The following is a 24,181-nucleotide window of genomic DNA, read 5'->3' as shown; positions in this document are numbered from 1 at the left end:
TTATCAGGAAAGCCCTTCGATCAGACCGTTTTCATTGAGGAAAATGTGTTCGGAAGACGGGACTTTCGGCAGACCGGGCATGGTCATGATCTCCCCGCAGATCGCCACAACAAAACCGGCGCCGGCAGACAGGCGCACTTCGCGGATCGGCACCACATGACCGGTCGGCGCGCCGCGCAGATTGGGATCAGTGGAGAAGGAATACTGCGTCTTTGCCATACAAACCGGAAGGTGCCCATAGCCCTGCTCCTCCCACTGCTTTAACTGGCTGCGCACGGCCTTGTCGGCAATCGCCTCAGAACCGCGATAGATGCGTTTGACCACAGTGTCGATCTTGTCGAAGAGCGGCATATCATCGGGATAAAGCGGCGCGAATTGTGAAACGCCGCTCTCGGCCAGCGCTACCACCTTATGCGCCAGTTCCTCAATGCCGGCAGAACCTTCTGCCCAGTGACGGCACAGCACCGCCTCCTCGCCCTGCTCGGCCACATAGGCTTTCACCGCGTCGATCTCGGCATCCGTGTCCGTGTGGAAATGATTGATCGCAACGATTGCCGGAACACCGAACTGCTTCACGTTCTCGATGTGGCGACCGAGATTGACACAACCGGCCTTCACCGCCGCGACATCTTCACCACCCAGATCCTCCTTCTTCACACCCCCATTCATCTTGAGCGCGCGAACAGTCGCCACGATGACCGCGGCAGCCGGCCTGAGAGCGGCCTTGCGACACTTGATGTCAAAGAACTTTTCTGCCCCGAGGTCCGCGCCGAACCCGGCCTCCGTCACCACGTAATCGGCGATTTTCAGCGCAGTTGTCGTCGCCATCACCGAATTGCAGCCATGGGCAATGTTTGCAAAAGGGCCACCGTGTACGAAGGCAGGATTGTTCTCGAGCGTTTGCACCAGATTGGGCTGAAGCGCATCCTTCAGGAGAACGGTCATCGCGCCGTCGGCCTTGATGTCCCGGGCATAGACAGGGCTCTTGTCACGGCGGTATCCGATGATGATGTCGCCAAGCCGCTTTTCGAGATCCTTGAGGTCCGTCGCAAGGCACAGAATGGCCATGACCTCAGAGGCAACGGTGATGTCAAATCCTGACTCCCGTGGGAAACCGTTGGCCACACCGCCAAGCGAGCATACGATCTCGCGCAACGCCCGGTCGTTCATGTCCATCACACGCCGCCATGCCACTCGCCGCGTATCGATCTCCTGGGCGTTGCCCCAATAGATATGATTGTCGATCAACGCCGAAAGCAGGTTGTGAGCCGAGGTTATCGCATGAAAATCCCCCGTGAAATGGAGGTTCATATCCTCCATTGGCACCACCTGTGCGTAGCCGCCGCCCGCCGCCCCGCCCTTCACTCCGAAACAGGGCCCAAGTGAAGCCTCGCGAATGCAGATTGCCGCCCGTTTGCCGATGCGATTGAGCCCGTCACCCAGGCCTACGGTCGTCGTGGTCTTGCCTTCGCCCGCCGGCGTTGGATTAATCGCCGTGACGAGGATCAGCTTGCCGTTTTCCCTTTTGCGCGCTTCTGCGATGAACGCAGCGGAAACCTTCGCCTTGTCGTGACCGTAGGGAAGAAGATGTTCGCTCGGAATGTCGAGCCGCGCACCGATTTCCTGAATGGGTTTCTTTTTCGCCGCGCGGGCAATTTCGATGTCGGACTTCACTTCGGCCATGACAGTGTTTCCCTCTCCCGGTGGCGTGCAAAGTTCGCCGATAGGAATAAAGCCGCGAATTGAAAACATCCACCGTCGCAAAAGAGGCGCGGAATGCGTGAAATGCGACAGGGTATCTTCGAGGCTGGTGGTGAAGCGGCAGGCGAAGTCTGCAGACGCGCCCACCACATGAGTGGATTGGACTACCGATCCAGAACGAGGCGCAGTTCCACGAGATTGGAACGAACCCGCAAAATATAGAACCCCATCGTGGCGAGGTGGGTCGGCATGATCCAGCCATCCTCACGCCCATTGGAAATGATGAAGGGCTGCACGTTGAGCGCGGCGCGGAACTGTTCCTCAGTCGTATCCCAGAGCGAACCGAGAGACCGCTGCTTGATGACATCCTCAAAATCGGCACCCGCCGCCTTGAGCAGTCCGTAATAGGCGTAGAGCTGACCATAGGCGAACCAGAACCGGTCATCCGCGCGTGTGTCGAACCAGCCGGAATTGTAATTCTCCGAACGCTGGCGCAACAGATCGGACGTGGACCCCAGATCACTCGCGATACGGTCGAGATACTGGATCAGATTGTCGGCGCGCGCGTCGAACACCGTCTCACAGGTCTCAAGCCGGTCGTTGAAACTGCGCAGGTCGCGGATGGCGGAGCGATAGAAGCTCGGCGTCGGCGTTTTCGGGCCAAATGGGCTCAGGCCGAAATACCAGGTCTCCTCATCAAAGGTAAGCGCGCCGCGTGCATTTTGCAGGTCCCGGTCGATCTGCGAAGTGCCGCGCACACGGCCAAGCGCATCGACAAGCTCTATCGCGCTACGGCGGGTCGCCTGATTGATCCCGCGCTGGAAGGACGCCTTGTTGTCGAAAAATGGCGTATCGTCCCAGTCGAGCACGAAGAAGAAGCCGAGCTTGTAGAGAAGCATGGAGGATATCCACGCGTTCTCATTCACATTGAAGTCGGTCAGGTCCGCGGTCAGATCAACAATGGCTGAACGTCCGCAGGTGCGTGTCTCACCCCCCTGCGTGGCGGCCGTCTGCTCGCCGGCAGAGACGCCTCTGGCATCAAGCTTGTACTCTTCGACATAATCGGGATCGAAGCCGCTCCAGACCTGCGTCTGCCAGAAAAAATAACCGTAGAACCCGACGATGGCGAGCAAGATGAGACCGATGGAGCCGCGCAAAATCCAGCCGCGACGTGTGTACCATCGCCCCAGAGCCATGAACGGCCAGAGGATCCAGGCGATCACAAGCCCGATGCCCCGGCCGATCCAGTGAAACACGCGGGTGAAGAAATCAACGATCGGATCGAGCACGAAACGCCTCCCTCAGGCGATTGGGGTCCAGGATCAGGTTTCCAGACCATAGAGGCGCTTCCGCAGCGCCGGTTTGTCCATGAGATATGCGGTTTTGAGCCGCGCCACAACATATTCGCGCCAGGCTTGCGGCCAGGTTTCGTAATCGCGGTAAAAACCCTGCTTGTTGAAAACGTAACGGGCGATGAAATCGGACGGCACGAAATCGGAAATCAGCCGGTTGGTGAGCCAGGCATCCTTGTGCGCCGGATCTGCGCGGGTGACAAGAAAGCGTTCACGCGCCGGAATTTCTTCGATCTTGAGCGTGCCCGTCTGGGTGATTTCGCGCACGGCGGCGTTGAGAAGCGGAACACTCCCCTCACCGGCAACCAGTTTCGCGTTGCGGTGCGTCCAGGTCTGCAGCCACACCGGATCGATGCGAGCGAAATCCGTATCCGGCTCCTCGCGCCGGATCAGATCAAGCAGTACCATCTCGCCGCGATGGGCGAGATAGTTCGAGCGTTCGATCCATGAGGCGCGGGGGAGCTGGATGCGGCCCGTTTCTGCCAGGAATCGGAAGATGCGCGCCGGATCGTCCTTCGACAGATAGCTCACCTGCCAGGGCCGCGAGCGGCGGAAGCCCGGCGTCGCAGGATCTGCGATCACCGTTGTGGTGTTTGGATCGGTGAATATATAGACACCGCCGAAATGGCTCGTCCAATAGGCATCGTGCCGGAACACGACCTGTTCGGGCACAAGACTGTTTTCGCGGATGTCGCCGGTTTCACGCGCCAAAGCAACCATGCGGTTGAGCAGTTCGTCGTCACGCCAGGCGTCGGGCTCATGCTTCACACGGTCGGCAAGCCGGCCAAGCTCCGCGGCCTTGCCGAGCAGGTCTTCGGCGGAGAGAACCTTGAACTCCACCTGCGCGATGGAGAGCAGATCCTCTATATCGCGCACCTGATTTACCTGCTCCTCGATCTCACCATACACCACATCCTTGATTGTGATGGCATTGATGGCGCGCGCATTGGCCATCATGAATTCGTAGACAAGCTGCGAGGTGTTGGAGAAGGCCGTGTGCACCACGGGCAATTCGATCTGCGCCGGGGTGAGGATGATAAAGCGGCGATTGACACCATTGGGGTCGAGATACTGCGCGTCGTCCAGCTCCTCGGCAATCTGCGGCGAGAAGCCGGTGCGGTCGATCTCGAAGGAAGCGAGTTTCGTCTGCGGCACGCCGAAGGCATCGAGCGCCTTGTTGTAGCGTGCGATCAGATGCGGTTCTTCTATCTTCAGGAGGCGGCCGAAGATGAGATCGTTTTCGCGGAGGAGGTTCACCAAACGCCCCTCGCCTTCATGTCCTCGATCTCGCGCAGGGCGCGTTCGCGCAGGCGCTGGTCGCGGACGATGGTGGAAACGACCGCATCGTCGGAACGGTCCGAATAGCGGAACTCCGAATCCGCGTAGCGATTGATCTCCTGCATCACCATGTCCATCGTGAATGGCCGGCGCAGTTCGGCGATCATCGCTTTCTTCTCATCATAGCTTTTGCGCATGAAAGCGTCTGGCGTCTCGAACCATTCGTCCGGAAGCTCAATGTCCATGGCGCGCATCTTGATAGCGTCGGTGATGTTCTTGATGGCACGGCCGGTAAAGCGTGGCTCTGCCAGCTTGATCTCGTGCAGATAGGCGCCGATATCCGTCAGCGTCTTCGGCTCCCCGCGCTCGTTCAGGAAGCGCTCGTAGACCTTCGCAAGCCCTTCTTCCTGCGGCCTGGAATGCGCCTTATAGGCGGTTTCGACCGCGCGCTTGATTTCCTGCGTGGCGAAAGGCTCGTGCTCGCCAAGCGGGATCGAATGGTTCTTCCCGGCCAGAAGCACAAAAATGTCGACATAGTCCTCAAAAGTCTGCGGCCCGTCGACAAGCCAGCGCGCACCCGCCCGCTGCCGCAGCGCATCGTCCACATTCTCCGGATAGTTGGAGAACATGCCGAAGGAGCAGTTGCCGCGCACCACTGTGCCTGCGCCCGCAAAGCTCTCCATCAGAACGCCCGTCACCTCCTGCTGGCCGGCAGACGCCCGGTCGTCGGAGCGCTTGGCCGCCACCTGATCGATGTCGTCGATCGTGCCGAAACCGATGGCGCGCGGGCTCAGCACATTTTCCACGAACTGCTTGCAGTTTTGGCCCGACTTGCCCTGATAGGAGGAAATCTGGTCGACACCGAAATTCTCGTAGTGGAAGGGCACGCCCGCGACCTGGCAGTAATCGTTCAGAAGCCCGGCGGTCATCTGGATGAGGATGGTCTTGCCGGTGCCCGGCGCGCCATCGCCGATGAAGGTGAAAAGAAAGCCCCCCAGTTCCACGAAAGGGTTGAGCTGGCGGTCGAAATCATAGGCCATCAGCATCTTGGCGAGCTTCATGGCCTGATACTTGGCGATGTGATTGCCGATGATTTCGTTGGGCTTCTTGAACGTCATGACGAGCGGCTTGCGCCGGCTGCCCGGCGCAACGTCGAAGCCGTCCATCGTGAAATCGTCGGCCTCAAGCCGCATATGCGTGTCTTCAAACGCACCTAGACCGGTGAAACGGCTGCGCCGCTGCAAAAGCCCCTCGATTGCGACGCGGGCAAGCGCGCGGGCGCGCGCCGTCATCGCCGTATCATCGGCAGCGCCCGAGATCGCACCATCGAGCGCGGCAAGAACGCTTTTGAGCGCATCCTGCGGTGTATCGAACTGGAAATCCGCCTCATCCGTGTCGTTTACCGGCTCGCTGTCGGCGTCGAGCATCTGCAGGAGATAGGATGAGAGCGTGAAGGCTGCGACATAGGCTGACGCCTGCAGAAGCGCATGATAGGACTGCGCCGCCGCGCCTTCGAGCGGGCTGCGGGCGTTCCGCTCCTGAAGGCTTTCAAGTTCGGTTGATCGCGCAAAGACATCGGCAACGGCCAGCGCCACCGCCACCGCGCGCCGGGCGCGGAAAAGGAGCGTGTGCTGGGGGATGGAAAGCATCGGATCGCCCTGACGGATGGCGGCGATGGTTTTCGCCAGCTCCACCTCGCGCGTTCGGCGCAGCGCGCCGGTGGAGACGGTCGACACGAAACGCCGCCCGGTGCCGGCAAGCTCGGTGCCGGAGCGGCCGCCATCGGCCTGAAGCACCACAAAGCGCGTCACAAGGCTCTGCGCCGTCGCCCGGTGCTTCTCGATGTCCTTCTCGCCGATGGTCGTCAGGCCCGTGTCCATGGAATGTCCTATACGTCGGTGATGACCCGCCCGCCCGAAATGACGTGCACGTCGTAGCCTTCAAAAATCTTTTGCGCCTCGCCGGCTGCATAGAGCGCCTGATAGGCTTCGTGCGGCACGAGCGCGTGCTGCTCATAGGCGCTCACGCCCATGCGGGCAGCGTCCAGATCATCCGTGTCGATGAAGAACTCCTCGCGCGCCGGCTGGCTGGACCACAGCCCCTTGCGCGCCGGGCGCTCGGTCTTTGAATAGACCTCCTGCACCGTCCAGGTGAGAAGCCACGCATTCTCCTGCCGGCGCACCTTGCCCAGCACCTCCGCAACGGTCGAATTGTTCTCCGTGATGCCGGCCGTATAAAACGGTCCCAGCACCACCCGGCGCAGTTGCTTGGGGTGGAGGTGGTCGAAATCCTTGTCGAGATTTCCGGCAATCGTGGCGGGCGACAGGGAATAGGCGGAGTTTTTCTCCGCAAAATCATCGAAGCGATGGGCCAGCTCCGGATTGAGCAGACCGCCCACCGGCAGACCGATCTCGACATCCTCCTTTAGCTTGCCATCTTCGGAAACAAGCGCCTTGACCATGGAAGGCGAGGAATCCTCTACCGCTGCCATATAGACCACGGGAAGGCTCGAATTTCCGTCAAAAGCACCCCAATGCACCAGATAATAAGGCCGTTTTGTCTTGGGATTCACCGAAACACGCACCGTTTCCGGCAAAATGAAGGGCGAGAACACATTGCCCGCCTTCAACTGCTCCAGATAAAGCCGCTCGGCCATGGAGCGCTGGAGGTCAGCCGGAAATTCGCGATGGCGCAAAATGAAATCGACCATCTCGGCCCGCAGCTCGTCTGGCGCCGATACACCGGCAAGACGCTTCTCGGCCTGACGCCGGTCGTTCTCGAGTTCCAGCACGCTCTGGAAAACCGGATAACCGCTTTCAGCGCGCTGAATACGGAATTTTTCCATGAACCCGAGGCGGTTCTGCCAGCACTCGAACGAGCGTTCCAGCCTGCCGATATAAGGAGACACGACCTCCGCCACGAGACCGTGCGACTGGAAGGGTGAGGCCGACCGGTCGCCGAAGTAGACGCCAAGCCCTTCAAGCGCGGACGCAATGGCATCGAAATAGCGCGCGGCGGCGTCAGGAGCGGCGTTCATGCAGATCGCCCCGACTGTCTGTTTTCCCCCATACCGTCATCAGCTGCGAACGTAGTTGGCGGCGTCGTGCTTTTTCATCACGTCTTCGAAACGGCGGGCGAAGGCATCGTCGGCAAGCTTCTTGCGGCGCTGGATATCGGCGGTGGTGACCATGTTTTTCTCGTGTAGCTCAAGCAGGTCGCCAATGTGCCGCTGCGCGGCTGCGCCGATGCCGGCCATCGTCTCCTCGGCGGTGTTGTCGACCTTCGAGCCGAGAGTGTTGATGCGGTGGGCCACATCCTGCTGGGCTGCGGTCTTCAGAGAATCTTCGAGCGCCTTGTAGAGAACGATGCGCTGTTCGGTGTCGATGGTGAGCTTGTTGATCAGCGTCGACTGGGCGGCGATCTGGTTGTTGAGCGAATCCACGAAGGTCTGGAACATGGAGGTGTAGCGCTCAAGCGTCTGGCTTTCGGCGAGAAGCTCCTGCTCCTTCGCCTGTGCCTCATTGTATTCGGTGGCAAGCTTCGAGCGTTCCCCCTCGAGCGCCGCGCGATCCTTCTGGCTCGTGGAGGCGGCGATGCGGTTTTCGATGTCGAGCAGCATCGGGTTCAGTTCCTCGATGCGCTTCTGAGTAGCCTCCAGGGTCTCCATCGTGATTTTGCGCCGCTCGATAACCTTGGCAAGACTTGCCTCGGAGGTCTGATAGCGTTCTTCGAGAACCTGCTTCTGATCCTTCAGAATACCGGTGATGGTATCCGACTTTGAAAGCAGTTCCTGCAGATTGCCGGCCAGAGACATGTTGCGGACGCGCTCTGTGCGCATGCGCTGCTTCTTCTGCTTGGAGAAGATGCCGATGAAGTTTTCCCAACCGGTGTAACTCTTCATGCTCTCGAATTCGGAACCGAAGACATTGGTGGCATCCTCAAGGCCGATGATCAGGTCGGCGATGTTGGTCTCCATCACCTTTTGCTGCGTGAGAACGTCCTGAATGCGTGCATTCTCTATGTCGAAATCGGCCTGGCCGATCTTCTCGTCGGTGCGGGCGAGCTTATCGAGCACGGTGCCCGACTGCTCGATCTTCGAGCGCATCTCGTCGACCACCTCACGGGTCTTCGCGATCTCCGTGTCGAAATTCTGCAAGGTGGCCATAATAATACGCTCCGCAAAGGTCAGGGTTGCGAAAATATATGTGGGTCCATTGACGATTGAAAGACGTTACCGGCCTCGACGCACAATTCCTCAAGCGCGGTGGCCGCGCCACTCTGCCTGCGCTCCCTGTGGCGAAGCAGACTGAAATCGCGTGCACCAAGATCAATGCTCGCGACTTTCAGCAGTCCACGTTCCACCAGCGGGCCGGCAGCTGACATGGAAATGGCGGCGGCACAACCACTCTCCCGCACGGCGGAAAGCACCGCCTCATTGGAGGGAAACTCCATGACGAGATTGAGCCCGGCTGGGTCGACACCCATCTCGGTTAACGTGCTTTCGAAGGCGGCACGCGTGCCTGATCCCTCCTCCCGCATGATCCATGACGCTCCCGAGATGAGGTCTTGCGGCGTAAGAGGCGGGCCCTCGGCCCACGGATGCGTGGGTGCGACCACGACTGCCATGACGTCCCGATCCACCCGGCGCACGGTGAGCGCCGGTTCATCCACCCTGCCCTCGACCAGCCCCACCTCGGCCACGCCTTCCAGCATTGCGTCTGCCACCATACGTGTGTTTCCCACTTTGAGCTTTACGGAGATGCCGGGATAGAGCTTGTGAAACCGCATGAGCACCGGCGGCAACCAGTAGCTGGCTACTGTCTGGCTCGCATGGACATTGAGCGTGCCGCGCTGCAATCCACCGAGCTCGGATAGCATGGTTTCCGCAGAGCGCACCCGCGCGAGCGTCGCCTGCGCCTCGCCAAGAAATACCTTGCCGACACGTGTCAGCTCGATGCGGCGGCCAACGCGGTGAAAAAGCTCGACACCATAATAGCTCTCAAGCGCCTTGATCGATGCACTGACGGCAGAGGGCGTGCGCCCGACAGCGGCGGCAGCCTGAGTCAGGTGTTCCCGCTCGGCGACGGCCACAAAGATCAGCAATTGTTCAAAAGTCATGGGATCATTCGATTTTCACGAATGAAACATGACATACTATTCGATAGAAGTCGATAAACGCTCATGCGACCAAGGATGCATTCATCGCATCAGGTCGCATTCATGTCCGCACTTCGCCACCCGCTTCAGCTTCTTCCCGGCGTTTTTCTCTCCCTCCTTGTCGCGGGGGTGGCGCTGGTGGCTGCATGGGCGGAACAGGTGTATTTCGGCGAGGCATGGCTTGAAGGACTGGTTCTCGCCATTCTGTTCGGCGCCGCGGTAAGCTCCATCGCCCGGATCACCCCTGCCTTCCGCCCCGGCATCGATTTCTGTGCCAAGGCGGTGCTGGAGGTCGCAATCGTATTGCTCGGTGCCTCCATCAGTCTCGCAGCCCTTGGCGATGCGGGCCTCGGGCTGGTGGGCGGGATTGTGGGCGTGGTGGTTCTGTCGCTCGTTGCAGGCTACGCGATCAGCCGGGCGCTTGGACTTTCGCGCAGCCTTGCAACGCTGGTCGCATGCGGCAACTCCATCTGCGGAAATTCGGCGATTGCAGCCGCAGCGCCCGTGATCCGTGCCGAAGCATCAGAAGTGGCGGCCTCCCTCTCCTTCACCGCGTTCCTGAGCATTCTCGTCGTGCTGCTTCTGCCCGTCCTCTATACGGCCATCGGCATGAGCCCGGTCCAGTCGGGCGTCCTTGCCGGCCTCACGGTCTATGCGGTGCCGCAGGTGCTGGCCGCCGCCGCCCCTGCCGGCCCGATCGGCATTCAGGTGGGAACGCTGGTCAAACTGGTTCGTGTGCTCATGCTCGGCCCGGTGATCTTCCTTCTGGGCCTGACCCATGGGCGCATGGCAGGCGTCAGGCTTGGTTTCTTCGAGATGGTGCCATGGTTCATCATCGGCTTTCTCGCGATGATGGGACTGCGTTCGGCAAACCTCATCCCCGCCCCGGCGCTTCCCGTCATGCATGAGACATCCGGCTTTCTGACGATCATCGCCATGGCAGCGCTCGGCCTGACGGTGGACATCAGAAGCGTGATGAAGAGTGGGGGCCGTGTTATCGCAGCCGCCCTTCTGTCCCTGACCGTACTGGGTGTGGTCAGCTATGCGCTGATCCGCATTCTGGATGTTGCCTGAACGAGAGCGCTACTCAGCAGCACTTCCAGCAAAGCCCACAAGGTCCTCCGCCTTCCAGCGGCCCATTTCCTCTTCCCAGTGTCTGCGGCAGAGCGAGACATACACATCCTTGCCGATGGCGACCTGTGCGCCCTTCTTTGCCACTTTACCATCAGCCCCGAGCCGAACCACCATGGTGGCCTTGCGCCCGCAGCGGCAGATCGTGCGCACCTCACGCAGTTCGTCGGCCAACGCCAGAAGCGCTTGCGATCCGGTGAAGAGATTGCCCTGAAAATCGGTTCGCAACCCGTAGCACATGACGGGAATGCCAAGCCTGTCTGCCACGCGGGCAAGCTGCCAGACCTGCTCTTCCTCCAGAAACTGCGCCTCGTCGACAAACACGCAGTGAACTGTCGTGTGGTCGTGATGTTCGGCGATGCGTGCAAAAAGGTCATCCCCGTCGCGGAACATTTCCGCGTCGCTGTCGAGACCGATGCGCGATGAGATGTAGCCGCCATCGTCCTTGCGGTAATGGCCTGCGACGAACAGCATCGTGTTCATGCCGCGCTCGCGGTAATTGTAGGATGCCTGCAGGAGCATGGTCGACTTGCCCGCATTCATCGTCGCATAGTGGAAATAGAGCTTTGCCATCGCGCTACCTGCATCGTTCGCGCTCTTAAACACCACCAGAAGCCTTTAGAAAACGCCACATCGGCCTTCTTCCACCGGAATACCGTCGCAGACGGTGCCTTGTATGGCGCAAACAGACACCTGTTTGTGCTTGCAGCGCCCCTGAATTGGTGCTTGCCTTTGAAATAAAGCACAAAGCCGGTTAAGACCCGCGCTCTGCCAAACACAACCACAGAGGAGAGCCGTCAATGTTACCGAGCCGAAAATCGTCCCTGGTCCTTGCGCTCGCCGCAGGTCTCGCATCAGGCACCGCATGGGCCGCGGAGCCCGAAGCCTGCCAGTCCGTTACCTTCTCGGATGTCGGCTGGACCGACATCACCGCGACCACCGCCACCGCCTCGGTGGTGCTTGAGGGCCTTGGCTATGAGCCCGAAACACAGGTGCTTTCGGTGCCGGTGACCTATGCATCGCTCAAGAACAATGACGTGGATGTCTTCCTCGGCAACTGGATGCCGACCATGGAGGCCGACATCGCGCCTTACCGCGAGGATGGCACGGTTGAAACCGTGGTTACAAATCTGGAAGGCGCGAAATACACGCTGGCCGTTCCGCAATACACTTATGATGCGGGTCTCAAGAGCTTTGCGGATATCGCCAAATTTGCTGACGAGCTGGACGGCAAGATCTACGGCATCGAGCCTGGCAATGATGGCAACCGCCTGATCCTCGACATGATCGAGAACGACACGTTCGGCCTGAAAGACTTCGAAGTGGTGGAAAGCTCGGAAGCCGGCATGCTCTCGCAGGTGCGCCGCGCTGTGGGATCGAAGGAGCACGTAGTGTTCCTCGGTTGGGAACCGCACCCGATGAACGCCAATATCGACATGGCCTATCTTGAAGGCGGTGACGATGTATTCGGCCCCAACTATGGCGGCGCGACGGTGCACACCAACACCCGCGCAGGCCTTTCCGAAGAATGTCCGAACCTCGGAAAACTCCTGAAGAACATGGTTTTCTCACTTCAGATGGAGAACGAGATCATGGGCAAGATCCTTGACGACGGTGCCGAGCCGCAAAAGGCCGCAGCAGAATGGCTCAAGGCCAATCCGGACGCACTCGGCCCATGGCTGGAAGGCGTGACCACGTTTGGAGGCGAGCCTGGCCTCGACGCCGTGAAGGCGCATCTGGGCATGTAAACATCATGACGAAGCGGGGTGCCCGGGCTGGCACTCCGCGACGTCTTTTTTCGGCCCGCAGGCCGAAAGATCGCCGCATAGTCGGCGAGCACACGCATAAGAAGAAATCCGAGAAAAGGAACTCCCCGGGCTCATGGACCCTCTTTCAGAATGGATTGCTGACTGGAAAATTCCCATCGGTCGGTGGGGCCGAGACTTCTTCGACTTTCTGACCACCAATTTTGCCTGGTTGTTCGACACGCTGGCAGACGTTCTGGCCGACGTGCTCGACGGCATGGTGGACATTCTGCTGGCCGTTCCTGCCATTGTTCTGGTGCTTGCCATTGCAGCACTCGCCTATCTGCTGCAACGCTCCTGGAAGCTTTCTGTCGCGGTAGCGCTCGGCCTTCTCTTCATCATCAATCAGGGTTTATGGGAAGAAACGGTCGAGACGCTTGTGCTCGTCGTGGCCGCGGCAGCCGTGTCCATGGCGATTGGCGTCCCCGTTGGCATCTGGGCAGCACACAATCCACGCGTCTACAAGGTTTTGCGCCCCATACTCGACCTGATGCAGACGCTACCCACCTTCGTTTATCTGATCCCGGTTCTCATCCTGTTCGGTCTCGGCGCTGCTCCCGGCCTGATCGTGACGGTCATCTTCGCTTCGCCCGCGCCAATTCGGCTCACCTATCTCGGCATAACCTCCGTTCCCCGGCCCATGATCGAGGCCGGGCACGCCTTCGGCGCCACCAAGCGCCAGCTTTTGTGGAAGGTGGAACTGCCGGCCGCCCTGCCCTCCATCATGGCCGGGCTCACCCAGTGCATCATGCTCTCGCTCTCCATGGTGGTGATTGCGGCACTGATCGGCGCCGACGGCCTCGGAAAACCGGTCGTCCGGGCGTTGAACTCGGTCAACATCCCGCTCGGGCTTGAAGCAGGCCTCGCTATCGTCGTTCTGGCCATCATTCTCGACCGTATCGCGCGCATTGAGCGGGGGAGCGACAAATGAACGTGGCCATCGACTTCAACAAGGTTGACATCCTCTTTGGCACGGAGCGGCAGAAGGCAGAGGCGCTTCCACTGGTGGATGCGGGCAGGAACCGCGAGGAAATCCTCGCTGAAACCGGCGCGGTGCTCGGCTGTGCCAACTGCGACCTGACCGTGGAACGCGGTGAGATTTCCGTATTGATGGGGCTTTCGGGCTCTGGAAAGTCGACGCTGCTGCGTGCAGTGAACCGGCTGAACATCGTGGCCCGCGGCAATGTCGTGGTCCACGATGGCGACTGGCAGGCCGATGTGGTGAACTGCTCGCAAGCCGAATTGCGCAAAATCCGCCGCGAATGCGTGGCGATGGTCTTTCAGCAATTCGCCCTTCTGCCCTGGCGCACGGTGGCGGAGAATGTGGGTTTCGGGCTGGAGCTTGCAGGCATATCGGCAAAAGAGCGCAAGGAGCGCGTGATGGCGCAGCTCGAGCTGGTGCATCTGACCGACTGGGCCGACAAATATGCCCATGAGCTTTCAGGCGGAATGCAGCAGCGTGTGGGCCTTGCCCGCGCCTTTGCCACTGAGGCGCCGATCCTGCTCATGGACGAGCCATTCTCCGCGCTCGATCCGCTCATCCGCACCAAGCTGCAGGACGAACTGCTTGAACTCCAGGAGCGCCTGAAAAAGACCATCCTGTTTGTGAGCCACGATCTTGAGGAAGCCCTCAAGATCGGCAACCGCATATCGATCATGGAAGGCGGACGCATCGTGCAGACCGGCACGCCGGAAGACATCGTTCTTGCACCCGAGAACGACTATGTGCGGGACTTCATTTCCAATGTGAACCCGCTCTCTGTGCTGACCGCCTGGAACGTGATGCGCGATGTTCGCGACCTTGAGGCGGCCGGCGAAGGCTGGCTGTGGCTCGACCGGCGCAAGACCACGCGGTTCAAGTTCGATGAAAACATGCTGGTCATCGATGCCGAGCGGAACGGCAAGCCCGCCATCTGGGTCTCCTGCGACAATATCGAGGACCTCCCCGAGGACAGGCCAAAGGTCTTCTGGGCAACAGCGGGCACACCGCTGCGCACGGTGATGCGCGCCATGCAGCAATCCCAGACGGCGCCGGTGGCGCTCTTCGACGAGGCCTCGCGTTTTGTCGGGGCGATTGGTATCCGCGACGTGCTGGGCGCCATCATTCGGCGCTGAGCATCTCCACACACAGCGGCATTGCGCAGATGCCGCTTTTCCAGTTGCGCCTCCACCGCTACTGTCTCGATCACACATTGAGGGAGGCTGATACATGAATCCATCCGGTATGGTTGCGCTTGTTACGGGCGGCGGTTCGGGGCTTGGCGAAGCGACGGCGCGTGCACTGGCGGACAAAGGCGCAAAAATTGCCATTGCGGATGTCGGCATGGAGAGGGCCGAAGCGGTGGCCGCGGATATCGGCGGCATTGCCGTGCGCTGCGATGTCACCAGCGAAGCCGATGGTCTGGCGGCTCTGGAGGAAGCGACGGAAAAGCTCGGCACGCCGCGCATTCTCGTGAATTGTGCCGGCATTGTCACGGCTACCAAAACCGTCGGCCGGGATGGGCCCCACCCGCTCGATCTTTATCGCAAGGTCATCGAGATCAATCTTCTCGGAACGTTCAACATGATCCGGCTTTTTGCGGCCCAGGCACAGGATCTTGAACCGCTGGAGGGTGGAGAGCGCGGCGTGATCGTGAGCACCGCATCTGTTGCAGCCTTTGACGGGCAGATCGGTCAGGTGGCCTACTCCGCTTCCAAGGGCGGCGTGGTCGGCATGACGCTTCCCATCGCCCGCGATCTCTCACGGTCTGGCATCCGCGTATGCACGATTGCGCCCGGCATCTTCAAGACACCCATGATGGCGAGCCTGCCGGAAGAGGCGCAGGCTTCGCTTGGCCAGCAGGTGCCCTTCCCGCCGCGCCTCGGCGAGCCTTCCGAATATGCAGCGCTTGCCTGCCATATCGTCGAAAACCAGATGCTGAACGGCGAGACCATCCGCCTTGACGGCGCGATCCGCATGGCACCGAAATAGCCCGATGATGGAAAATCCCCATCCACAGCTTGCAGCCGAAAGCATGATCGGCGAAGGAGATGCTTCAACGGATTGAGGCATCGATGAGCGAAGGAAAATCAAAGGACGTCATTCTCGAAACGGATGCGGACGCCATTCGCCTTGCGAAGACACTGTTGCGCGCTGCACGCTTTGGTGCGTTGGCAACGATCGATCCAGATGACGGCGCACCCTTCGCCACCCGCGTCGCGACCGCGACCGACCTCGACGGCGCGCCACTCATACTGGTCTCGGGCCTGTCTGCCCATACCAGGGGGCTGGAAGCCGATCCGCGCTGCTCGCTGCTGATAGGTGAGCCCGGCAAGGGCGACCCGCTGGCGCATCCGCGCCTTTCCATCAAAACTTCCGCCTCCAGGGTGGAACGCGAAAGCAAAGCGCACGAACGCGTCAGACGTCGCTATCTGTCACGTCATCCCAAGGCAAAGCTGTATGTCGACTTTCCAGACTTCTCCATTTACCGGCTTGAACCGCAGCAGGCGCTTCTCAATGGTGGATTCGCCCGCGCCTACAGGCTTTTTCGGTCTGAACTCCTGACGAACAGCGCCGCTCTGGACAGTCTTGCAGGCTCCGAGGCCAGTGCCATCGCACACATGAACAAAGACCACGCGGACGCGTTGGAAAACTATGCCCGCCATTTTGCCAGGGCTCCCTCGGGAAAATGGCAACTGACCGGCATCGACCCGGACGGGATCGATCTGGCGCTTGGCGACGAAACGTGCCGCATTTTCTTCAAATCCCCGCTGAGCGACGCCTCCCAGATACGCCCCACTCTTGTGGCGATGGCAAAGGAAGCGCGCATGGGGATCGCCAGTTGAAACGGAAGCTCTTACCCATCGCAAGCGCCGAAGATCCTCGCATCGCTGCCTATCGCGATATTCGCGAACGCGATCTCGTGGGAAGGCAAGGCCGTTTCGTGGCCGAAGGACGCGTGGTGCTCAACGTGCTCTTCTCCACAGGCCGGTTCACAGCCGAGAGCGTGTTTCTGCGGGAAAACCGTGTGGCCGGGCTCGGCGACCTCATCGACCGCATTCCCGAAGACGTTCCGATCTACACAGCCAGCGCTGCGGTGATGGATGAGGTCGCCGGTTTCGAGATCCATCGGGGCATTCTGGCGATCGGTCGCAAGCGCGAAACGAGCGGCGAAGCGCTGCTCGATACGCTGCCCGACGCGGCGCTGGTGGTCGCACTATCGGGCATATCCAATCACGACAATATGGGCTCGATCTTCCGCAACGCCGCATCTTTCGGCGCTGCCGCCGTGCTGCTCACGAACGATTGCTGTGATCCGCTCTACCGCAAGGCTATCCGTGTCTCGGTAGGTGCCACGCTGAAAATCCCCTTCGCGCGTTTCAGCGATACAGCCACCCTTGCGGCGGCACTTGAGGATCAGGGCTACTCGATTCTAGCGCTGAGCCCACAAGGAAAGATCGACATCGCGGGGATAAAGCGCGACCCGCGCCACGCATTGCTTCTTGGCAGCGAAGGGCATGGACTTTCGGAAGAGGACATGAGGCAGTTTCCCACCGCACGCATTGCCATGGCCCCGGATTTCGACAGTCTCAACGTGGCTGCAGCCTCCGCCATTGCATTGCACCGGCTCTGGCGCCCGGCCTGAGACTAGGAAGCACGTTCGCGCAGAATGCGCACTCTTTCAGCAAGGCTCATTGGGCGACCGTCGCCTCCAGTCTCCGGAGACTGAAGCGCTTCGGCGATTGGTGAACTTTCCCCTTCGAGAGACGCTGTCAGACCGATCACTTCTGCCGCCAGGCTATGGATCTGCTCACGCAGGGCTTCATCTGCCGGTGCGTCATAAGCTGTCTTCGAAACCGAAGCCTTTCCGTTTTTCTTTTTCTCAGAAAGCTCGGCACGCAGTTTCTTGTTTTCCTGAAGCAACCTGGAAATCCGTGTCTTGAGTTTCTCCTGGTCACTTTCAGATATTTTTTGAGGGCCCGTCGTCTTTGCCCCACCCTCGGAAAGAAGTGTGCGAACTTGCAGGGACTTGTCTGCAAGTTCACGCGACAGGCGATCGCATTCGGCCTCCACCTCGTTCAACCGGCGAGCGGCCTGTTCAGACAGGCTGGCCTCGCTCACCGCGTTCATCTCCTTGCGGAGACGGGCAATCTCGGCTTCACGGCGTTCAAGCTTTTCTTCGTGCTCGTACAGCGCCCTCATCTGCGCCTCCAGCTTTTTCTGAAGGTCGGCATTGCGCTTCTCGGCTACTTTCAACCCGGCTTCAGCCTCTTTACGTCCGGTTTCGGCTTCACGCGCTGCGCGAATTGCATCCTTGCGATCACGACGAAGTTCGGCCAGATCATCCTCCACCTTACGCAATTCCGTCTCGCGGGCGACCATTTCGATCTGCCGGCTGCTCGCCAGCAAACGCTCTTCCTCGTAGCGGTCATTGAGCTCCGTCAACGCGGTACCGCGAACCTCAAGCTCGGAAAGTGCTTCCTCCAGCTTCGCTTCCAGCATGGAAATGACTTCGGCGTTCTCCGCCAGCGCCGTGCGCTGCTTCTCGGTTTCGTCTCGCAGTTCGGCAATTACCCTGTCCTGTGCGTCTCGAGCCTCGGCGAGCTGCCGGGCCTCGTCGCTCAGTCGGGAGATCTCGACAAGTTGTGAAGACGTCTTCCTGTTCAGGGACTCGATATTCATCTCGAGCCGGCGGGCGGCCATGGCGTGGCTGGCGCGCAGCCGATCTTTCTCCGCCTCAAGTTCATTGGCAGAAAGCGGCAGGCTGGCTTCTATACGCTTTGTCGTGAGCCGCACCGCCCTGCGCCATACAAGCGGGGCCAAAGCAAGCGCGAGAAACCCCGCAATAAAAAACCCCAGAAGAATAAGCAGTATCGTCGTGATCACCGCATGAAACCCATCTCGTCAAGGAAACCCTGCATGTGCAGTTGTCGCCTCATTGGGTCACGCAAAACGACCCGCACGTCAAGCTGATACACTCAGGAAGCCGTTGCAACCATCGGGGCAGCGCGCAATCAGTTGGCCCGCCACCGTGATGAACCTGCCTCAGAAGGGATTCCATGTCGGCTGCGGGGTCATCTTCAGGTAACCCAGATTGATGCCAAGGCGCGCGCCCACCCCCGTACGGATCGGGACCAGGATCATATTGTCGTTGGTCAGCGCGTTGAAGCCAAGACCCGCCACCAGGTAAGCAGAGCCCGCAACACCGCCGAAGCGCCGGTAAAGATCGTTCACGGAGTTGAGGTTGTAGACGAGGATCATGACGCGGGATCCCTGACCGCCATAGTCCCAGCCGATGGATGGTCCCTGCCAGAAGACCTTATGGTCACCGGCATTCTTGGTGTAAAGCATGCCTTCGCCGTAGGTCAGGCCTCCGATAAACGCCCCGGAGCCTTCCTCGCCAAGAACATATCCGTTCGGCAAGCCGTAATTGGAGAATATCTTCTCCACCACGGTTGCCAGACCACCTGTCGTGGCACCGAAAAATCCGTGTCCGGCGTCAACGATCTCCTGAGCCGTATAGCCATTATTGGCCCGTGCCGTATTGGTGGCCACGGAGATGGCGCCCAGGCCGACCGCGAAAACCACCAGACAGACCTGGATAAACCGCGTCCAATAAAAAAGCCGTGCAGGCATTGTTCATTCTCCATCCATGAGTGGCAGTCATAGACTGCCCACCGTTACCCCGCCTCGAGCCACGATTGCTTCAAAATAGGCCGTGAATCTTTTCCAACTGTTAACCTCAACCTGAAACATGGCCGGCGCATGGCCCTTCACCAGGACGTACGGCTGCGGCCTGCGCCATTTCAGGCCAAACTGTTGCCGGTTTTCGCGCGCCTGTGTAACCAGAAGCAGCGCGTTCCATGATCTGATTCGGTCGGAGACTGGGACCTGTTCGAAGTCGGAACCACAAGAGCAAAGACCGGCCGGCGCCGCGGCATCCACAGGCAGCGATGGTCCGATCGGCAACAACGTCTGGAGGACAGATGCCCATGTCCGAATTTTTCTCGCTGAGCGCAACCGATCTTGCCGCTCTTCTGTGCAGCCGCGTTTGCCACGACATCATTTCGCCGGTGGGTGCCATCAACAACGGCCTCGAACTGTTAGATGAGGGCGGCGCTGACGAAGATGCCATGGCCCTGATCCGCGCCAGCGCGGTCAATGCCTCGGCACGCCTGCAGTTTGCGCGCATCGCCTTTGGCGCCGCCGGTTCGGCGGGTATGCAGATCGACACAGGAGACGCACAGGCGGTAGCCACGGCCTTCATCGCCAACGAAAAGCCCGAACTCGAATGGAATGGTGCCCGCGCGCTCTTGCCCAAAAACCAGGTAAAGCTTTTGCTAAACCTGTTGCTCGTTGCCAATTCCGCTATTCCGCGCGGCGGCAAGCTGCGCGTTTATCTCGAAGAGCTCGAAACCTCCCCCGCTTTCAAGATCAAGGCCGAAGGCCCGATGCTGCGCGTACCACCGAAGTTTCTTGAGCTTCACTCAGGAAGCAAACCGGAAGAGCCCATCGATGCCCACAGCGTTCAGTTTTACTACACCCTGCTTCTGGCACGCGATACAGGCATGACGGTCAATATCCGCGCCACGGCCGATGAGATCATCCTGTCTGCAGGGAAATAGTCCGTTAACCATAAGTCTTTGCGGCAGCTTTACCAGCCTTGCTCCATACTCCTTCCTGCTTGCCTGACAGCGGCAACTGCATTGCACGAAAGGATGTGGAAAATGGCTCGCTGCCTGATCGTCGACGATTCCAGCGTCATCCGGAAGGTCGCCAAACGGATACTCGCCAGCGCGGAAATGATGGTCACCGAGGCCGCCAGTGGGCAGGAGGCCCTTGATCTGTCTGCCCATGACATGGCTGACATCATCATTATCGACAGCTCCCTGCCGGATATGGATTCAAGCGACCTCGTTCGCCGGTTGATGGTTCTGCCTGCAGAGTTCAAGCCGTATATTCTTCTGTGTCTTGCTGAGCTCGATCTCGGCGCGATCATGCGTGCGAAACGGGCTGGAGCGCAGGGCTATATGCTGAAACCCTTTACCCGCGCGCAATTGCTCGAGCAGTTCCGGGAGTTTCAGACAGCAGCGTAACGCCTGACTGGACAAAACAACACACCCAGACAACGCAAAAAACCCGGCCTCGCGGCCGGGTTTGCGCGTTCTTGAAGGGGAGGCGAAACGGGGGTCAGGCGCTTTCGCGAATTTCCTCGGGCTCGCGCAGCACGTAACCGCGACCCCAAACCGTCTCGATGAAATTCTGACCGCCGGACGCGGCATCCAGCTTCTTGCGAAGCTTGCAGATGAAGACGTCGATGATCTTCAATTCCGGTTCGTCCATTCCACCATAAAGATGGTTCAGGAACATTTCCTTGGTCAGCGTCGTACCCTTGCGGAGCGAAAGTAGCTCCAGCATCTGGTATTCCTTGCCCGTCAGGTGGACGCGCTGCCCAGCGACCTCGACCGTCTTGGCATCCAGGTTCACAATCAGATCACCGGTGGTGATAACCGACTGTGCGTGCCCCTTGGAGCGTCGCACGATGGCGTGAATACGCGCCACAAGCTCGTCCTTGTGGAACGGCTTCGTCATATAGTCGTCTGCGCCGAACCCGAGGCCACGCACCTTGTCCTCAATGCCGGCCATACCGGAGAGGATAAGGATGGGCGTCTTCACCTTCGAAAGGCGCAGTGTCCGCAGGACCTCGTAACCCGACATATCCGGCAGGTTGAGATCAAGCAGTATGATATCATAATCGTAGAGCTTACCGAGATCGACGCCCTCTTCTCCGAGGTCCGTCGTATAAACATTGAAGCTCTCGGATTTGAGCATCAATTCGATGCTCTGTGCCGTAGCACTGTCGTCTTCAATCAGCAAAACGCGCATCTTTATCCCCTTCTCGCCGCCGACCCGGCCTGGCAGGCATCCGGCACCGAAGCAATGATTGCCTGAATCGGAGGCTGCCAGTTAATGGTTAACAAAATCTAATTCGGTCTGGCAAGCACCAGATTCCCTTTTCAGCTTTTGAAGGCACTTCTTTGATTCCACTAGTGAAATATCCGCCTCTGAATAGAGCGAATCACATTAGCAATTCACGCTAACCGACTCTCTCAACAATCAAATTACGTCTTTCTCACGCACAATCTTTACCGTGCCTTAAGCCATCGTCCTTATGATTAACAATGCCCGTAAACGAATGGTTACCGAAGGGGCCGAATCTTAGGAATTTGTTTCCTAAGTGCGCTTACCCTGCGAGGACTGACCCGGCGTAAACGGGACGGACAGCCGCCGAGGGGCGCTGGTGTGTGCGTATTGTGGGAGTATCGAGTATGAAGCCGCGTGAAAACCTCGTTCGACTGAAGCAGTTTCAGGTTAATGAGAAGCGCCGCCGCATGGCACAGCTGGATTCGATGATTGCCGAGTTCGACCGCATGGCCGCGGAACTGGATGCGCAGATTATTTCTGAGGAAACGAAGGCCGGCATCACCGATCTCAATCACTTCGCCTACCCGACTTTTGCCAAGGCCGCGCGCCTGCGCCGCGACAACCTGCGCACCTCGCAGGCAGAACTCGTCGAACAGCGCAAATCCGCCGAGGCCGAACTTTCCGAGGCGGAAGCAGAACTGGCCAAGGCCGAAGCTCTGGAAAACCGCGACGGGCGCGGGCGACAGGACGCAGCAGCCTCCCGCGCGATGACCGGCTGACCTTCGTCCCCGCAGACACCATCTATCGCTGAATCACTTTCAACGGCAGGGTTCTCCCTGCCGTTTTGCGTTTCTACCTGCTGCGCTGGATAAACCCCGGACTGCCAGAGTCTGTTTAAATAGATCGCGGCGTCATGCAGCCTGGCAGAACGGAAATGCAGAACTGAATTCGACCTCGCGCCGGAAAAGAAAAGGGCCGACGCAGAACGCCGGCCCTTTTCGGGTTTGAACGGCAGTCGACGCATTTTTCCGTTTCGCGAAAATGCGTCGAAACCTGGTCAATGTCGATATTGCTGGATACGTGTTGTCCGCAGCCCCGCCAGGCCATGATCATCGATAGAAGCCTGCCACGAGAGGAATTCCTCCACCGTCAGACGATAGCGCTGACAGGCTTCCTCAAGACTCAAAAGCCCACCGCGCACTGCGGCCACCACTTCCGCCTTGCGACGGATTACCCACCTGCGCGTATTGCTCGGTGGCAGATCCGCAATTGTCAGCGGGCTGCCATCCGGGCCGATGACATATTTTACGCGCGGTCGAACCATTTCGGTCATAGTACTCTCTACCTGAACTCAAGACCCGTCACACAAGCTACTGCGCCGGCTTTAAAATTTGCCTAAACACATGGTAAGCATACGGTAACGGACATGAATCCCGCGTTAGGAATTTGTCGCCGATTTGTTTCAAATTGCGTCGTCCCCAGTGGCAAAACTCTGGAAAACCGCGGCCTGGCTTCCATCGGCGACCGTTAACCTTCGGGCTGGCAGCATGCCGATCCTTGACCTATATTCGCCGCATTGGCATGTAATCGGCCACGCTCAGAGACAAAGAAGATCAAGCAAATGAACAGCCTCGACCTGCCCGGACGCCCGCAGGACTGCCGAATCGTGGTGGCGATGTCAGGCGGTGTGGACTCCTCCGTCGTTGCCGGCATCCTCGCCAAACAGGGCTATGACGTCGTTGGCGTCACGCTACAGCTCTATGATCATGGCGAGGCCGCGCACCGCCCAGGCTCCTGTTGCGCCGGTCAGGACATTGACGACGCACGTCGTGTGGCCGAGACGCTGGGCATTCCTCACTATGTGCTGAATTACGAGCAGCGCTTTCGCGAGGCCGTGATCGACCCCTTCGCTCAAAGCTATGTCGCCGGTGAAACGCCAATCCCCTGCGTTTCGTGCAATCAGACCGTGAAATTCGCCGACCTTCTGGAAACGGCACGGGACCTTGGCGCCGACGCGCTCGCTACCGGGCACTATATCCGCAGCCGCGCGAATGGTGCCCACCGCGCGCTCACGCGGCCGGTGGATGCTGATCGCGACCAGAGCTATTTCCTTTTCGCCACCACTCAGGAGCAGATCGACTATCTGCGTTTCCCGCTGGGCGGACTCTCCAAGCCTGATGTGCGTGCCATCGCCGAAGAAATGGGCCTGAGCGTCGCCGCCAAGCAGGACAGCCAGGACATCTGCTTCGTACCACGCGGCAAATATTCGGACATTATCAGCAAGCTGAAGCCCGAGGCCGCGACGCCGGGTGAGATCGTGCATCTGGACGGGCGCAAACTCGGCCGCCACGACGGCGTGATGCATTACACCATCGGCCAGAGGCGCGGTATCGGCGTCGCCACGGGAGAACCGCTCTACGTCGTGCACCTGGATGCCGAGAATGCGCGTGTCATTGTTGGCCCGCGAGAGGCGCTGGAAACGCACAAGGTGTTCTTGCGCCAGGTGAACTGGCTCGGCGATGGTCCGCTCGACGAATTGCCCGCAGATGGGATGGAGGTCTTTGCCAAGGTTCGTTCGACGCGCCCGCCGCGCCCTGCCGTGCTGCATCACGCAGACGGCAAGACCTGGGTTGAACTCACCGAGGGCGAAGCCGGCGTCGCTCCCGGACAGGCCTGCGTGCTTTACTCCGATGACGGCAATGAGGCCCGCGTCTTTGGTGGTGGCTTCATTGAGCGTTCGGAGAGAGGGCAGGAAGCGGAAGCACAGCTCACGCGTCTGGCAGCAGCCGCACCCAGCGCGTAAAGGTCGCCCTGCTCACCCGCGGCAGTCTCAGCCTTCAAAGAGCGGGCGC

Annotated in this window: 23 protein-coding genes; 11 read left to right on the top strand and 12 right to left on the bottom strand. The window is 59.6% G+C overall.

Annotation, left to right across the window (positions count from 1 at the left end; all coding sequences use genetic code 11):
* Positions 1 to 3: 3 nt before the first annotated feature.
* The 7 genes from P2W41_RS06555 to P2W41_RS06525 all read right to left on the bottom strand — a co-directional run bounded on the left by P2W41_RS06555 (position 4) and on the right by P2W41_RS06525 (position 9,449).
* On the bottom strand, positions 4 to 1,683 hold the full coding sequence (locus tag P2W41_RS06555; RefSeq protein ID WP_292896892.1) for a formate--tetrahydrofolate ligase: 1,680 nt from the start codon (positions 1,681 to 1,683) through the stop codon (positions 4 to 6).
* 182 nt (positions 1,684 to 1,865) lie between these two features.
* Positions 1,866 to 2,990: a DUF2333 family protein gene (locus P2W41_RS06550; RefSeq protein ID WP_404934627.1), complete on the bottom strand. Its 1,125-nt coding sequence runs from the start codon at positions 2,988 to 2,990 to the stop codon at positions 1,866 to 1,868.
* Between the two features lie 33 nt (positions 2,991 to 3,023).
* Complete coding sequence (locus P2W41_RS06545; protein WP_404934626.1) at positions 3,024 to 4,310, bottom strand: DUF6638 family protein; 1,287 nt, start codon at positions 4,308 to 4,310, stop codon at positions 3,024 to 3,026.
* Positions 4,307 to 6,211 carry an AAA family ATPase gene (locus tag P2W41_RS06540; protein ID WP_404934625.1) on the bottom strand — a complete coding sequence of 635 codons (1,905 nt, stop codon included), beginning with the start codon at positions 6,209 to 6,211 and terminating at the stop codon, positions 4,307 to 4,309. The genes P2W41_RS06545 and P2W41_RS06540 overlap by 4 nt, the downstream gene beginning before the upstream one ends.
* 8 nt (positions 6,212 to 6,219) lie before the next feature.
* Positions 6,220 to 7,368, bottom strand: a complete 1,149-nt coding sequence (locus tag P2W41_RS06535; RefSeq protein WP_404934624.1) for a hypothetical protein — start codon at positions 7,366 to 7,368, stop codon at positions 6,220 to 6,222.
* Between the two features lie 39 nt (positions 7,369 to 7,407).
* A complete protein-coding gene (locus P2W41_RS06530; protein WP_292896904.1) occupies positions 7,408 to 8,496 on the bottom strand; it encodes a hypothetical protein in 1,089 nt (362 codons plus the stop codon).
* Between the two features lie 20 nt (positions 8,497 to 8,516).
* Positions 8,517 to 9,449, bottom strand: coding sequence for a LysR family transcriptional regulator (locus P2W41_RS06525; RefSeq protein ID WP_404934623.1), 933 nt, complete (start codon positions 9,447 to 9,449; stop codon positions 8,517 to 8,519).
* A 102-nt stretch (positions 9,450 to 9,551) separates the two neighbouring features.
* Between P2W41_RS06525 and P2W41_RS06520 the strand changes: the two genes are divergently transcribed.
* Positions 9,552 to 10,562: a YeiH family protein gene (locus P2W41_RS06520; protein WP_404934622.1), complete on the top strand. Its 1,011-nt coding sequence runs from the start codon at positions 9,552 to 9,554 to the stop codon at positions 10,560 to 10,562.
* A gap of 9 nt (positions 10,563 to 10,571) precedes the next feature.
* Here the strand turns inward: P2W41_RS06520 and P2W41_RS06515 are convergent, their stop codons facing one another.
* Positions 10,572 to 11,192 (bottom strand): thymidine kinase, encoded by a 621-nt coding sequence (locus P2W41_RS06515; RefSeq protein WP_404934621.1) that lies wholly within the window; start codon positions 11,190 to 11,192, stop codon positions 10,572 to 10,574.
* Between the two features lie 227 nt (positions 11,193 to 11,419).
* On the opposite strand from P2W41_RS06515, the gene P2W41_RS06510 reads away from it, so the two are divergent.
* From P2W41_RS06510 to P2W41_RS06485, 6 genes are all read left to right on the top strand, one after another.
* Positions 11,420 to 12,367 carry a choline ABC transporter substrate-binding protein gene (locus tag P2W41_RS06510; protein ID WP_404934620.1) on the top strand — a complete coding sequence of 316 codons (948 nt, stop codon included), beginning with the start codon at positions 11,420 to 11,422 and terminating at the stop codon, positions 12,365 to 12,367.
* A 133-nt stretch (positions 12,368 to 12,500) separates the two neighbouring features.
* Positions 12,501 to 13,355 (top strand): choline ABC transporter permease subunit, encoded by an 855-nt coding sequence (gene choW, locus P2W41_RS06505; RefSeq protein WP_292896913.1) that lies wholly within the window; start codon positions 12,501 to 12,503, stop codon positions 13,353 to 13,355.
* Positions 13,352 to 14,539, top strand: a complete 1,188-nt coding sequence (choV, locus tag P2W41_RS06500; RefSeq protein WP_292896915.1) for a choline ABC transporter ATP-binding protein — start codon at positions 13,352 to 13,354, stop codon at positions 14,537 to 14,539. Before choW ends, choV begins: the two co-directional genes overlap by 4 nt.
* A 94-nt stretch (positions 14,540 to 14,633) precedes the next feature.
* Positions 14,634 to 15,395 carry a 3-hydroxyacyl-CoA dehydrogenase gene (locus tag P2W41_RS06495; RefSeq protein WP_292896917.1) on the top strand — a complete coding sequence of 254 codons (762 nt, stop codon included), beginning with the start codon at positions 14,634 to 14,636 and terminating at the stop codon, positions 15,393 to 15,395.
* Between the two features lie 83 nt (positions 15,396 to 15,478).
* The gene (locus P2W41_RS06490; RefSeq protein ID WP_404934619.1) at positions 15,479 to 16,249 is read left to right on the top strand and encodes a HugZ family protein; all 771 of its coding nucleotides are present in this window, start codon (positions 15,479 to 15,481) and stop codon (positions 16,247 to 16,249) included.
* Complete coding sequence (locus tag P2W41_RS06485; protein ID WP_404934618.1) at positions 16,246 to 17,049, top strand: TrmH family RNA methyltransferase; 804 nt, start codon at positions 16,246 to 16,248, stop codon at positions 17,047 to 17,049. Before P2W41_RS06490 ends, P2W41_RS06485 begins: the two co-directional genes overlap by 4 nt.
* A gap of 2 nt (positions 17,050 to 17,051) precedes the next feature.
* Here the strand turns inward: P2W41_RS06485 and P2W41_RS06480 are convergent, their stop codons facing one another.
* Both P2W41_RS06480 and P2W41_RS06475 read right to left on the bottom strand, forming a co-directional pair.
* Entirely contained in the window at positions 17,052 to 18,290 is a 1,239-nt protein-coding gene (locus P2W41_RS06480; protein WP_404934617.1) for a hypothetical protein, read from the bottom strand.
* A gap of 159 nt (positions 18,291 to 18,449) precedes the next feature.
* Positions 18,450 to 19,040: a DUF1134 domain-containing protein gene (locus P2W41_RS06475; RefSeq protein WP_292896925.1), complete on the bottom strand. Its 591-nt coding sequence runs from the start codon at positions 19,038 to 19,040 to the stop codon at positions 18,450 to 18,452.
* Positions 19,041 to 19,396: 356 nt separating this feature from the next.
* Here P2W41_RS06475 and chpT point away from each other — a divergent pair, with 356 nt between their 5' ends.
* Positions 19,397 to 20,029 (top strand): histidine phosphotransferase ChpT, encoded by a 633-nt coding sequence (gene chpT / locus P2W41_RS06470; protein WP_292896927.1) that lies wholly within the window; start codon positions 19,397 to 19,399, stop codon positions 20,027 to 20,029.
* A gap of 102 nt (positions 20,030 to 20,131) precedes the next feature.
* Positions 20,132 to 20,500 (top strand): PleD family two-component system response regulator, encoded by a 369-nt coding sequence (locus P2W41_RS06465; RefSeq protein ID WP_292896929.1) that lies wholly within the window; start codon positions 20,132 to 20,134, stop codon positions 20,498 to 20,500.
* A 94-nt stretch (positions 20,501 to 20,594) separates the two neighbouring features.
* On the opposite strand, the gene ctrA is transcribed toward P2W41_RS06465, so the two are convergent.
* Positions 20,595 to 21,290 carry a response regulator transcription factor CtrA gene (ctrA, locus tag P2W41_RS06460; RefSeq protein WP_223021304.1) on the bottom strand — a complete coding sequence of 232 codons (696 nt, stop codon included), beginning with the start codon at positions 21,288 to 21,290 and terminating at the stop codon, positions 20,595 to 20,597.
* Between the two features lie 443 nt (positions 21,291 to 21,733).
* Here ctrA and P2W41_RS06455 point away from each other — a divergent pair, with 443 nt between their 5' ends.
* Positions 21,734 to 22,108: a flagellar export protein FliJ gene (locus P2W41_RS06455; RefSeq protein WP_229448609.1), complete on the top strand. Its 375-nt coding sequence runs from the start codon at positions 21,734 to 21,736 to the stop codon at positions 22,106 to 22,108.
* Positions 22,109 to 22,386: 278 nt separating this feature from the next.
* Here P2W41_RS06455 and P2W41_RS06450 read toward each other — a convergent pair whose 3' ends face one another.
* The gene (locus tag P2W41_RS06450) at positions 22,387 to 22,662 is read right to left on the bottom strand and encodes a DUF1153 domain-containing protein (RefSeq protein ID WP_007009631.1); all 276 of its coding nucleotides are present in this window, start codon (positions 22,660 to 22,662) and stop codon (positions 22,387 to 22,389) included.
* Between the two features lie 288 nt (positions 22,663 to 22,950).
* Here P2W41_RS06450 and mnmA point away from each other — a divergent pair, with 288 nt between their 5' ends.
* Positions 22,951 to 24,132 carry a tRNA 2-thiouridine(34) synthase MnmA gene (mnmA, locus tag P2W41_RS06445; RefSeq protein ID WP_292896934.1) on the top strand — a complete coding sequence of 394 codons (1,182 nt, stop codon included), beginning with the start codon at positions 22,951 to 22,953 and terminating at the stop codon, positions 24,130 to 24,132.
* Positions 24,133 to 24,181: the final 49 nt, after the last annotated feature.

Origin of the sequence: Nitratireductor sp. L15S-10, assembly GCF_045011005.1 — a bacterium.
Lineage (GTDB): Bacteria > Pseudomonadota > Alphaproteobacteria > Rhizobiales > Rhizobiaceae > Nitratireductor.
The sequence above is the reverse complement of the archived record's forward strand: the minus strand, read 5'-3'. Positions and strand labels throughout refer to the sequence as shown.